General features: G+C 67.9%; 13 protein-coding genes. 9 read left to right on the forward strand and 4 right to left on the reverse strand.

Annotation, left to right across the window (positions count from 1 at the left end; genetic code table 11):
- Nucleotides 1-24 precede the first annotated feature (24 nt).
- The gene (locus tag IB228_RS16980) at nucleotides 25-447 is read left to right on the forward strand and encodes a universal stress protein (RefSeq protein WP_183638435.1); all 423 of its coding nucleotides are present in this window, start codon (nucleotides 25-27) and stop codon (nucleotides 445-447) included.
- 145 nt (nucleotides 448-592) lie between these two features.
- On the opposite strand, the gene IB228_RS16985 is transcribed toward IB228_RS16980, so the two are convergent.
- Entirely contained in the window at nucleotides 593-1,549 is a 957-nt protein-coding gene (locus IB228_RS16985) for a DMT family transporter (RefSeq protein WP_192199292.1), read from the reverse strand.
- 66 nt (nucleotides 1,550-1,615) lie between these two features.
- Between IB228_RS16985 and IB228_RS16990 the strand changes: the two genes are divergently transcribed.
- From IB228_RS16990 to IB228_RS17000, 3 genes are all read left to right on the forward strand, one after another.
- Nucleotides 1,616-1,957, forward strand: coding sequence for a TfoX/Sxy family protein (locus tag IB228_RS16990; RefSeq protein WP_192199293.1), 342 nt, complete (start codon nucleotides 1,616-1,618; stop codon nucleotides 1,955-1,957).
- A gap of 236 nt (nucleotides 1,958-2,193) precedes the next feature.
- Nucleotides 2,194-2,841: a Pr6Pr family membrane protein gene (locus IB228_RS16995; protein WP_192199294.1), complete on the forward strand. Its 648-nt coding sequence runs from the start codon at nucleotides 2,194-2,196 to the stop codon at nucleotides 2,839-2,841.
- A gap of 300 nt (nucleotides 2,842-3,141) precedes the next feature.
- On the forward strand, nucleotides 3,142-4,425 hold the full coding sequence (locus IB228_RS17000) for an MFS transporter (protein WP_192199295.1): 1,284 nt from the start codon (nucleotides 3,142-3,144) through the stop codon (nucleotides 4,423-4,425).
- 78 nt (nucleotides 4,426-4,503) lie between these two features.
- On the opposite strand, the gene IB228_RS17005 is transcribed toward IB228_RS17000, so the two are convergent.
- Nucleotides 4,504-5,322: a DUF72 domain-containing protein gene (locus tag IB228_RS17005; RefSeq protein ID WP_192199296.1), complete on the reverse strand. Its 819-nt coding sequence runs from the start codon at nucleotides 5,320-5,322 to the stop codon at nucleotides 4,504-4,506.
- A 17-nt stretch (nucleotides 5,323-5,339) separates the two neighbouring features.
- Nucleotides 5,340-5,765 carry a VOC family protein gene (locus IB228_RS17010; protein WP_183638418.1) on the reverse strand — a complete coding sequence of 142 codons (426 nt, stop codon included), beginning with the start codon at nucleotides 5,763-5,765 and terminating at the stop codon, nucleotides 5,340-5,342.
- Between the two features lie 177 nt (nucleotides 5,766-5,942).
- Between IB228_RS17010 and IB228_RS17015 the strand changes: the two genes are divergently transcribed.
- Nucleotides 5,943-6,944, forward strand: a complete 1,002-nt coding sequence (locus tag IB228_RS17015) for a lipid A deacylase LpxR family protein (RefSeq protein ID WP_141456031.1) — start codon at nucleotides 5,943-5,945, stop codon at nucleotides 6,942-6,944.
- Nucleotides 6,945-6,964: 20 nt separating this feature from the next.
- Nucleotides 6,965-7,441, forward strand: coding sequence for a ribonuclease E activity regulator RraA (gene rraA / locus IB228_RS17020; protein WP_192199297.1), 477 nt, complete (start codon nucleotides 6,965-6,967; stop codon nucleotides 7,439-7,441).
- A 146-nt stretch (nucleotides 7,442-7,587) separates the two neighbouring features.
- On the opposite strand, the gene IB228_RS17025 is transcribed toward rraA, so the two are convergent.
- A complete protein-coding gene (locus IB228_RS17025) occupies nucleotides 7,588-9,405 on the reverse strand; it encodes a DUF885 domain-containing protein (RefSeq protein WP_192199298.1) in 1,818 nt (605 codons plus the stop codon).
- Nucleotides 9,406-9,527: 122 nt separating this feature from the next.
- Here IB228_RS17025 and IB228_RS17030 point away from each other — a divergent pair, with 122 nt between their 5' ends.
- The 3 genes from IB228_RS17030 to IB228_RS17040 are packed head-to-tail and all read left to right on the forward strand — an operon-like array spanning nucleotide 9,528 to nucleotide 11,597.
- The gene (locus IB228_RS17030) at nucleotides 9,528-9,875 is read left to right on the forward strand and encodes a GFA family protein (RefSeq protein ID WP_141455997.1); all 348 of its coding nucleotides are present in this window, start codon (nucleotides 9,528-9,530) and stop codon (nucleotides 9,873-9,875) included.
- A gap of 8 nt (nucleotides 9,876-9,883) precedes the next feature.
- Nucleotides 9,884-10,669 carry a DUF4349 domain-containing protein gene (locus IB228_RS17035; protein WP_225562514.1) on the forward strand — a complete coding sequence of 262 codons (786 nt, stop codon included), beginning with the start codon at nucleotides 9,884-9,886 and terminating at the stop codon, nucleotides 10,667-10,669.
- Between the two features lie 43 nt (nucleotides 10,670-10,712).
- On the forward strand, nucleotides 10,713-11,597 hold the full coding sequence (locus tag IB228_RS17040) for a DUF2785 domain-containing protein (protein ID WP_192199299.1): 885 nt from the start codon (nucleotides 10,713-10,715) through the stop codon (nucleotides 11,595-11,597).
- Nucleotides 11,598-11,671: the final 74 nt, after the last annotated feature.

Here is an 11,671-nt window from a genome sequence, read left to right on the forward strand (position 1 = left end):
GCATCTTTCCCAAGGAGCCGCGCGATGAAGATTCTGTTGGCCGTCGATGAAAGCGAGACCGCGCTGCAGGTCGTCAAGCATGCCGCGCAGTTGGCCAAGCAACTGTCGGCGCCGCCGTCGATCGCCCTGGTCTATGTCAACCTGCCGCTGCCCAAGGCGGTGGCCAAGGAACTGGGCGTGGATGGCTCGGAAGCCTATTACGCCGACACCGCCGCGGCGGTGCTGCGCAAGGTGCGCGCGGCGATGAAGCGCAATCGCCTGCCGTTCACCGAACACCGCGCGGTGGGGCCGGTGGCCGAGACCCTGGTGCGGCTGGCCAAGGCCGATCGCGCCGATCTGATCCTGATGGGCAGCCACGGTCGCGGCACCCTGAAGAGCCTGCTGCTCGGCTCCGTCGCCAGCAAGGTCATCGCCACCAGCCCGGTGCCGGTGATGGTGGTGCGCTGAGGGTTCGTTCGGCCTGCGCCTTGCTGGCGTGTCTGAATGATCCTTCCGGGCGAGTGACCCGAAAAAGCAAATTCCCGGTCACCTGCTCCGCAGGTGACCGCCCCCCTTTGAAAAAAGGGGGGCTATCGAACGCAAAGGCGACTGCTCAATCCACCAGGTTCTTGGCCTCGGAAGTTCCGAGCACTTCCGGGTGATGCACCGCGCCGATGGCCTTGCGTCGTTCCAGCAGCGGATGCAGGAACACGGCGGCCAGGATGATCGCCACGCCCAGATAGAACAGCGGGGTCAGCTCGCGCTGTTCGCCCAGCAGCACGATGGCCAGCAGGATCGCGTAGATCGGTTCCAGGTTCGTCACCAGTTGCACGCCGTAGGCGGTCAGGTGGCGCAGCGCCACCAGCGACAGCGCGAATGGCAGCAGCGTGCACAGCAGCGACAGGGCGACCAGATAGGCGCCGTCGCGCAGGCCGGGCACCACCAGCAAATCACCGGCGAAGGCGGGGAACAGCAGCGGCATCAGCGGCGCGAGCGCGGTCAGCAGCAAGGTGCCGGCGCCGAGTTCCAGCGCGGTGACGGTGAGCGGATCCGCGTGTTCGACCAAGCGTTTGTTGAGCGAGCCGAACAGCGCCACGAACAGGGCCGACACCGCGCCCACCGCGACGCCCAGGCGCATGCCGTCCGGCACGCCGCCGACCACCAGCGCCACGCCGGGCAGCACGGCCACGCCGAACGCGAGTTCGCGCGCGGAGAACGGACGCCGCGCCAGCCACGGTTCCAGCACCGAAGTGAACGCCGGCGCCAGCGCGATGCAGGTTGCCGCCACCGAGGCGTTGGCCAGCTTGATCGCGCCGTAGAAGGTCAACCAGTGCAGCGCCACCAGCGCGCCGATACCGGCGTAGGCCAGCATCAATCGCGGCGACATGGCGCGCAGGCCGCGCCAGACCCGCGGCAGCAGCGCCAGCGCGACCACCACCAGCAACATGCGCCACCACACCAGCGGCAGCGCCGGCAAGGTGATGAGCTTGCCGAGGATGGCGGTGAAGCCCCACAGCAGCACGCAGAAGTGGATTTGCAGTTGCGCTCTGGCGTGCGGGGTCATCGGCATGCGCGTATTGTGGCCGAAGCGACGCGCACTGGCGACGCCGCCACGCCCGGGTCCGCACGAGGCACCATGCACGCGCATCACGAATTCGCCGAACACCTGCGCGAACTGCTGGCCGGCCTGGGCGCGGTGCGGCTGCGGCCGATGTTCGGCGGCCTCGGCGTCTACCTGGACGACTGCATGTTCGGGCTGGTCATGGACGAAACCCTGTATCTGAAGACCGATCCGGCCAGCGTCGACGCGTTCCGTGACGCCGGCGGCGAACCTTTCGTCTATCGGCCGGTGCGGGACGGCCATGTGCCCGGCTACTGGACGCCCCCGGCCGAGGCACTGGAGTCGGCGGCGGCGATGCGGCCGTGGGCGCAGCGGGCGCTGGAGGCCGCGCGACGACGGCCCGCCCGAAGACGCTGATCCCCAGCCGGCGGACTTTTGCCCACATCACCCCCGCCCCCTCCCTCGCAAGCGGGGGAGGGCTGGGGTGGGAGCAACCGAAGCCGATACCCTCTGACAACCGGACAACAATCCGAAGCCCGCATCCTTCATCCACGGACAGGCCCGCGCTCCCAGCCCGCAAACGCACGGCAAGCCGCACAGTTCCGCCCGGTTTTATGACAGGCTGTCGCCCGTCTCCCGATACCACTTCGCCGATGGAACCTGGCCCGACCCCGAAAGGACGCGCGTTCGCCGCCATCGTCGCGGTGGTCTCGGCGGCATCCGTGGTGCTGCAGTACCTGCTTCTGCTCGAGTTGACCCGCGACAATGTCGGGGTGGCGCTGGGCACGCTGCGCTTCCTCAGCTACTTCACCATCCTCAGCAACCTGGGCGTGATCGCGGTGTGCGTGACCGCGCTGCGCGGCGCCGACGGATTCTTTTCGCGGCCGCGCGTGCGTGGCGCCATCGCGCTGTACATCGGCGTGACCGGGCTGATCTACCTGTTGATCCTGCGCCACCTGTGGCAGCCGCAGGGACTGCAATGGTGGGCCGACACCGGCCTGCACTACGCCACCCCGCTGCTGTATGTCGGGTGGTGGCTGGCGGCCGCGCCGCATGGCCGCTTGAACCTGCGCGACGCGGTGGCCTGGCTGCTGTTCCCGCTGCTGTATCTGGCGTGGGTGCTGCTGCGCGGCGCCTGGCTGGGCGAGTACCCGTATCCGTTCATCGATGCCGGCAAGCTGGGCTACGCCCGCACCGCGGTCAACGCGACCAGCATCCTGGTCGTCTTCCTGCTGCTGGGCGGCATCCTGCTGGCCCTGGATCGCCTGCTGTCGCGACGCCGGCAGGCCCCGAATACCTGAAATCCCTTGCAGGTGCGACGGAAGCCGCGACCGCATCACTCCAGGTGGCGACGGACGGACAACAAGCGAAGGCAAAAGCTCGCGACTCATGTCGCTCCCACAGGATGGGAAATCGCCCATCCCCGCCCTTGTGGGAGCGATGTGAGTCGCGATGCTCCTGGCTTTTGAGTTGACCCTTCGAAAGGGTCGCGACTTACGTCGCTCCTACAGGAGGGGCGCGTTTCCGTCCTTGGGGAGGCGGTGGACGAGGGGCCGCCGGGCATGCCATGTTCGCCGCCTTCGGCGAACGCGGGACCGCGCATGACTTCCATCGAAGGGCAGCATCACCGGGCGTTCAACCGGCAGGACGGCAAGACGCTCGGGCTGGCCGCGCTCGGTGGCGCGCTGGAGTTCTATGACTTCGTGGTGTTCGTGTTCTTCACCCGCGTCCTGGGTGAGCTGTTCTTCCCGCCGGGCACCGAGCCGTGGCTGGCGCAGTTGCAGGTGTATGGCATTTTCGCCGCCGGTTACCTGGCGCGTCCGCTGGGCGGCATCGTGATGGCGCATTTCGGCGATCGCGGCGGGCGCAAGCGCATGTTCACCCTCAGCGTGCTGCTGATGGCGGTGCCGACCCTGCTGATCGGCCTGCTGCCGACCTATGCGCAGATTGGCCTGTTGGCGCCGCTGCTGCTGTTGCTGTTGCGCATCGTGCAGGGCATCGCGGTGGGCGGCGAGGTGCCGGGCGCGTGGGTGTTCGTGGCCGAGCACGTGCCGGCGCGACACGTGGGCTTCGCCTGTGCCAGCCTGACCGCCGGACTCACCGCCGGCATCCTGATCGGTTCGCTGCTGGCGGCCTGGATCAATACGACGATGACCCCGGCCGAGGTCGCCGGCGGCTGGTGGCGGCTGCCATTCCTGCTTGGCGGTGCGTTCGGCCTGTTCGCGGTGTTCCTGCGCCGCTGGCTACAGGAGACGCCGGTGTTCGTGGAGATGCGCGCGCGCCGGCAGCTGGCGGAGGGTTTGCCGGTACGGCAGGCGCTGGCCGGACACGCGGGCGCGGTGCTGCGTTCGATGCTGGCGTCCTGGCTGCTGACCGCCGCGATCGTGGTGGGCGTGCTGCTCACGCCCAACCTGGTGCAGTCCTCGTTCGGACTGCCGCCGGCATTGGCGTTCCAGGGGGGCAGCGTGGCTACGGCCGCGCTGATCTTCGGTTGCCTGGCGGCGGGCTGGGCGGTGGACCGCTTCGGCGTGGCGGCCACGCTGCTGGTCGGATCGCTCGCGCTGGCCGCGTCGATCTATGCGCTGTACCTGCCGCTGGCGGCGGGGGATGCCTCGCAGTTCGTGCCGCGCTATGCGCTGGCCGGTTTCTGCATCGGCGTGGTCGGCGCGGTGCCGGCGTTGATGATCGCGGCGTTCCCGCCGGCGGTGCGGTTCTCCGGCGTGTCGTTTTCCTACAACGTCGCGTATGCGCTGTTCGGTGGACTGACCCCACCGCTGGTGGCCTACCTGTCCACCCATCTGGGCAAGACCGCGCCGGCGCACTACGTGGCCTTCGCCTGCGGCATCGGCGTGCTGGTGGCGCTGCTGTCCATGCGGCGCGGTTGACCTTCTTGTGGGAGCGACGTAAGTCGCGAATCGGTGAGTATCGCGACTTACGTCGCTCCCACAGGTTGCAAGACGGCGCTACAGCCGCTCGATCAGCGCCATCGCGGCGGCGGGGTTGCGCTCCTTGGCGGCGCTGATGAAGTAGACGAACACGTCGCGCGGCGCATCGCCGGAGCGGGGCGCTTCGACGTGCGGCAGGTCGGCGGGATCGCCGCCTTCGGCCCATTGCCGGGCGCGCCTGGCCCAGGCATCCAGTTCCGCGTCCGGATAGCCGCTGGCGATGTCGCTTTGGGTGCCCATCAGCCGCGCGTAGACGAAGTCGGCGGTGAGGTCGGCGAAGCGCGGATAGTCCGGCGAATCGGTGAACACCGTCGCCATGCCATGGCGACGGGCGAGGGCGAGGAAGTCCGGGGTGATGAAGGCCGGATCGCGCACGTCCAGCACATGGCGCAGGCGCCGGCCGGCGGCCTCGCGCGGCAGCAGGTCCAGGAACGCGGCGAAGTCGTCGGCCTCGAGCTTGCGCCCGGCCTCGAACTGCCACACCAGCGGGCCGAGCTTGTCCTTGAGTTCGGCGATGCCGCCGATGAAATCCTCCACCTGCACCCGGGTCTTCGCCAGCACCCGCGATTGCACGATCCGCTTGGGCGCCTTGGCCGAGAACAGGAAGCCGTCGGGGGTTTCGTCGCGCCACTTGGCGTAGGTCGCCGGCTGCTGCGCGCCGTAGTAGGTGCCGTTGATCTCGATGGCGGTGACGTGGCGGCTGGCGAACTCCAGTTCGCGCCGCTGGACCAGCCCGGCGGGATAGAAATTGTTGCGCCAAGGCGCGAACACCCAGCCACCGATGCCGACCCGGATGGCCTGGGGGGCGCCGTGGGCGCCGGAGAACAGATCAGTCATGCGGGCAGCCGGTCCGGTCAGGTCTTCCAGGGATCATAGCTGCCGAACCACCACAGATGACCCTCCGGATCCTTGCACGCATAGCCGCGCCCGCCGTAGTCCTGATCCGCCAGTTCGATGACGATCTCGGCGCCGGCGGCCTTGGCCCGGGCGTAGTGGGCGTCGGCGTTGGCGACGATCACGCAGGGGCTCTGGGTCTCGCGCCCGCCGGCGTCGCCGGGCTGGACGATATGCCGCCCCCACTCGCCGCCGCCGGAGGCGGAGCCGAGCATGATCATGCCGTTGCCAAAGGTGAGCTGGGCGTGGTGGACGGTGTCGCCGTCGGCGTAGACCGCCTGGCGCTCGAACCCGAACGCCTCGCACAGCCAGTCGATGGCGGCGCGGGCGTCGCGATAGCGCAGGCAGGGGATGATGGTCGAGGTGGTGGAGGCTGCCAGGCTCATGCGGTGCTCCGGGGACAAGGGGCGACCGGCAGGATAGTCCGTGCCGCCGGGACCCCTGTGAAAGCATTCAGTTTGCGTTATCGTGTCGCCGTCCCGGACGCCCCCACCCATCGCCCGGTCTCCCTCCCGTACCGGAACTCCCCCATGCGCTCGACAGGAACCCTCCTGCTGGCTGCGATGGCACTGTGCAGCTTCTCCGCCGCCGCCCGCGACTATTGCAACGAATCCACCGATCTTCCGCCCACGGTCAACTTCCGGGTCGACAACGATCTGTTCGGCCACCAGGACCAGGGCTACAGCAACGGCGTGATGCTCACGCTGGTTTCACCCAACCTCAAGGATTACACCGACGATCCCTGCCTGCCGCGGTTGGCCCGCTGGATCAACCGCCATCTGGACGCGCTGACGCCGGAAGGCTTCGAGCAGCAGAACATGGTGGTCAGCTTCGCGCACGGCATCTTCACTCCGACCGATCCGACCCGTCGTGACGTGATTCCCGATGACCGACCGTATGCCGGCGTGTTGCTGGCGAGCCTGGGCTACAACGCCCGCAATGGCGACCACCTGCGCACCACCCAGTTGCAGTTCGGCATCGTCGGCCCGTCCGCGCTGGGCAAGCAGGTGCAGAACGAGGTCCACAAGATTACCGGCGGTGACAAGTTCGAGGGCTGGGACAACCAGCTGCGGGATGAGCCGGTGTTCCGCATCGTGCACGAGCGCATGCGCCGGTTCGCCCCGGAACAGGAAGGCATCTGGAGCTGGGACGCGGTCGGCCACTACGGCGGCACGCTTGGCACGCTGACCACCTATGCCAATGTCGGTGGCGAAGTGCGTTTCGGCCGTTACCTGCCCAACGATTTCGGCAGCACGCCGCTGCGGCCGGCGGGCGAGAACACCGCGCCGACCGGCAGCCGGATTCCACCGGACGTGCTGGGCTTCCACATGTTCCTGACCACCGACGCGCGCTGGGTGCTGCGCGACATTACCCTGGACGGCAACACCTTCAAGGACAGCCACAGCGTGGACAAGCGGGCCTTCGTCGGCGAGTACGGCTATGGCCTGGCCTTCATGTACGGTCGCTGGAAATTCGCGTTGGCCCGCTACCACAGCACCCGTGAGTTCGACGGGCAGAAGGAACGGCCGGTGTTTGGCAGTTTCACCATCAGCCGCACCTTCTGAGCGGCGCCACGGAGACAGCGATGGACTGGACCACGCCGGATCTCTGCGACACCCACCCCCACGTACAGGTCGCCGAGCCGCTGTTCCGTGGGTACGGCGGCCGGGTGGCTTTCCATGGCGCCATCGCCACGGTGCGCTGCCACGAGGATAATTCGCGGGTGCGCGAACTGGCCGGCACGCCGGGGCAGGGACGGGTGATGGTGGTGGATGGCGGCGGGTCGCTGCGCCGCGCGCTGCTGGGCGATCAGATCGCGGCGACCGCGGCGCGCAATGGCTGGGCCGGATTCCTGATCCACGGCGCGGTGCGTGATGTCGAGGTGCTGGCGCAACTGGATCTGGGCGTGCAGGCGCTGGCCGCGCACCCGATGAAGACCGAGAAGCGCGGCCTGGGCGAAGTGGATGTGCCGGTGTGCTTTGCCGGCGTCGATTTCCATCCCGGCCACTGGCTGTACGCGGATGCCAATGGCGTGATTGTCAGTGCGCGGAAGTTGGTATGAGCGCGTGCAGGCGCCCCCCTGTGGGAGCGACGTAAGTCGCGATTCTTTGAAATGAAGGGTTCGCGACTTACGTCGCTCCCACAGGGACGATCATCGGTTTCCCGAGAGAAAGGGGCGGAAGGAAAACCCCTCCCGCCCGCCATCGATCACTGGATCGGTTCGTCCAGCATCAGTTCGCGCACGAAACGCATCGGCGGTGCGCCGTAGGACAGCACCTGGTCGTGGTAGGCCTTGGCGTTGAACTTGTCGCCGAGCTTGGCTTCCATCGCCTTGCGCAGATCGAAATGCTCCTGCGCGCCGACGAAATAGGTCGGCAGCTGCGCCGAGCTGAGCTGCGCACGGGTCCACTTGCCGGCGGCCTCGCGTTCCTGCTGGAAAGTCTGCCGGACCATCAGGTCCATCGCCTGTTCGCGGCTCCAGCCGTCCACGTGCACGCCCTGATCGAGGATGGCGTTGCCGATGGTGCGCAGGTAGAACTTCAGCTGCACCAGCCGGAACAGCGGATCGTTGTCCAGGTAACCGGCGTCGGCCATCATCCGCTCGGTGTAGACCGCCCAGCCTTCGGCGAACAGCCCCGAACGCAGCACCGCGCGCAGGGTCGAGGGGAACTTGGCCGAATGCCAGCCTTCCAGATAGTGCCCCGGCGTGCCTTCGTGGATGCTCAGCAGGTGGATCATCCGGCTGTTGTATTCGCGCAGGAACGAGTCGACCTGCGCCTGGCTCCAGTCTTCCGGAATCGGCGAGATCGCGTAGAAGGTCTTGAGGTTCTTGTCCAGCGGACCGGGCGAATCGCAGTACGCCACCGCCACGCCGCGCTGGAATTCCGGCATCGGGATGATATCGACCGGCGCGTCCGGCAGGGTCACCAGATCCTTGGCGCGGACGAAGTCGGTGGCCGACTTCAGCGCGGCCTCGGCATCGGGCACGACCTTGTCGCGCGCCGGGCGCTCGGCATAGGCCAGTTCCAGCGCCGCCTCGATGGCCTTCTGCTGCTGCTCGTCGCTGGGCGAGGCCGGCAGCGCGGGCGCACCCGGCTTGTCCTTCAGCACCTGCTGCGCGATCGCGTACATCTCGCCACGCACACGCTTGAGCTCACCCTCGGCGCGCTGCTTAATCTCCGCGCGCGACAACGAGGAGAGCAGGGCGAACTTGAGCTTCTGGTCGTAAATCTTCTCGCCGACCCGGAAATCGCCCTTGGCGTTGGGCACCAGGGTCTTGTCCAGCCATTGCTGGTGTTCCTCCACCGCCTTCTTGAGGGTCCCGGTGGCCGCGGCCAGTCGCTGCTGCTCGGCTTCCGGCAGTTCCTTCGCGTGCGGGGTGATGAAGCTGTCGACGATGCTGAGGATGCCGGCGTTCTGCTTGGCGACCGTCTCGGCGTGGATCTTCGGCACCCGCGCCGGATCCAGGTTGGCGCGGGCCTGCGCCAGCAGGGTCGGGATTTTCTCCATGCGGTCGATCGCCGACTTCAGGCGATCCGGCAACGGCGCGAACTCGCGCGCCATCAGGTTGTACAGGGCGCCACCGGCCAGGCCGCTGTAGACCTGCGGATCCCAGGCCCAGGACTGCAGGGTCTCGTTGCCCCAGGCGTCGTATTCCAACTGGTTGCGCAGGATCGCCGCGTCCACCTGGTTCTCGCGGGACAGCTTCGAAACATCCATCGCGCCCAGTTCGGCCAGCATCTTGCGGCTGAACTCCAGGCTCTTCTGCCGGCCTTCGGCGCTCAGGTCGTCGATCTCGCTGTCGTAGCGGTGTTCGCCAATCTGGGTGGCGCTGACCGGCGACAGTTGCAGCCAGCCTTCGAGCGCGCGCTTGGACAGGTCGGCGAAACGCGCGTCGGCCTGCGCGTCAGCCGCGGCGGCCGCGGCGGCCGTGGCCGCGGGGGCATCGCCGGGGGCGGGTGCATCGGTCTTCTGGCAGGCGGCCAGGCTGGTCAGGAGGGCAAGGGCAAGCAGGCTGTGGCGCATCGACATTCTCGCGGCAGTGCACAAAGGACGGGGCCGACACCTTAGCCGCTGGGCCGCCCCGCCGCATCTGCCATTCGATTACCCTTGTGGCTCCGATGCCCACCAGCAGGAGCAAACGAAAGATGAAACACCAGGGAAGTTGCCATTGCGGCCGCATCGCGTTCGAGGTGGAAGGCGACATCGCCGAGGTCTACGACTGCAATTGTTCGATGTGCCGCCGCCGCGGCGGGCTGCTGTGGTTCGGACCGCGGTCCGCGTTCCAGCTGACCCGCGGGGAAGGCGACGTGGGCACCTACACCTTCAACAAGCACGCCATCCAGCACCGCTTCTGCCCGAACTGCGGCATCGCCGTCTACGGCGAGGGTGACAACCCGAAGAGCGGGCCGATGATCGCCATCAACGTGCGCTGCCTGCCCGATGTGGAGCTAGCGACGCTGAAAGTGGTGCCGATCGACGGCGCGAGCTTCTGAGGACGCCCATGATCACCAGCAAACCTGTCCTGCGCGTGGGCGCGGGAGCAATGCTGGCGCTGCTGCTTGCGGCCGGATGCGCGCGCCACGAAAGTGGCGCCGCCGCCGCGCCGGCATCCGCCGTGCGCAATTCCGACGGCGCGATGCTGGCGTACGAACACGACGTGGAAATCCTGCTGGAGGAGAAGGCGATTCCCGACCGCCTCAAGGCCAGCCAGCAGGCCTGCGGCAGCGGCAAGTTCGGCCAGTGCAGCGTGCTGGAGGTCAGCCAGCAGGGAGGCGACCATCCGCGCGCCAGCCTGACCGTGCGCATCGTTCCGGAGGGCGTGGAGCCTTTCATCGCGCAGGCGGCGAAGGGCGCAGACATCGGCAGCCGCAATACCCGGGCGGAGGATCTGGCGCGGGCGGTCGGCGACAACCACCTGCTGCAGGACCGGCTTGGCCGCGAGCGCGAGCGCCTGCTCGAATTCCAGCAGCGCCGCGATCTGGCGGTGGCCGACATGATCGCGTTGTCGCAGCAGTTGGCCCAGGTCGAGGCGCAGTTGCAGGCGGCGCAGCAGGAAGGCGCGCAGCATCGCCACCGCATCGACACCCAGCGCGTGACCCTCGGATTCGTCCCGCCCGGCGGGCAGAGCGGGCGCGGCGAGATCCGCCAGGCGCTGCGCGATTTCACCGCCACCCTGTCCACCGGCACCGCATGGACGATCCGGGCGGTGGCGTTCCTGATCCCGGTCGGGCTGGTGCTGTGGGTGCTGATCAGCCTGGTGCGGCGCTGGCGGCGCAGGAAAGCCTGATCGGAGCCTCGCTTCGCCTTTCATCTTTCACGGAGAACCGGACATGTGGCATCGCATCGCGTTGACGGCAGCATTCCTCTTGTCCACGCCGGCCTGGGCCGGCTGCCCGCCGGAAGGCACGGACGCGGCGTCGCTTCGGCTGCTGAAAGAGCAGAAGTTCGCGATGGAGGACGCGGCCGTGCGCGATGCGCTGGCGATCGGGCTGGTCGATTGCCTGTCCGATCCCGATCCCGAAGTCCGCGACGGCATCGCCTACGAGGCGATCACGACGTGGTTGCGCGGCGACCAGTTGGCCGAACCGGTGCGCCGGCAACTGCTGGAGCGGCTGTACGCGCAACTGGATGGCAAGGATCCCGAAGGCTTCACCCATCCGTTCGCGGCGCTGATGCTGTCCGAGGTCGCGCGCACGGATCGCCTGCAACCCTGGTTGAGCGCGGACGAGCGCGCCGACATGGTCAAGCGCGCGACCCGCTACCTGGCCTCGGTGAACGACTATCGCGGATTCGACGCGAAGGAAGGCTGGCGCCATGGCGTGGCGCACGGCGCCGACTGGCTGCTGCAACTGGCGTCCAACGATCAGGTCAATCGCGATCAGGTCGAACAGATCCTGGCGGCGCTCACCTTGCAGATCGTGCCCGAGCAACCGCATGCCTACGTGTTCGGCGAACCCGGGCGGTTGGCCCGGCCGGTGATCTTCATCGCCCGTCGTGGCGTACTGAGCGATGCGGAATGGCAGGCCTGGTTCACCGGCCTGCCGCAGCGCCTGGGCAATCAGGAGCAGGCGTATCGCGACGTCGCCTGGCTGGCGCGCCGGCATGATCTGATCGCCTTCCTCGGCAGTCTTTACCTGGAAGCGGATCAGTCCGCCGATGCGAAGGTGCAGGCGCTCAAGCCGGCAGTGGTGGCGGGGATCAAGGCGGTGCCGTGAAGGCGGTGTGAGTTCGCAAAGCCGGTCGCGATCAGGTTGTGAGGTACGCCGCGCCGGTGCGGTAGCGCGGGTTA

Source organism: Pseudoxanthomonas sp. PXM04, assembly GCF_014851695.1.
In the GTDB taxonomy this organism is placed as follows: Bacteria; Pseudomonadota; Gammaproteobacteria; order Xanthomonadales; family Xanthomonadaceae; genus Pseudoxanthomonas_A; species Pseudoxanthomonas_A beigongshangi.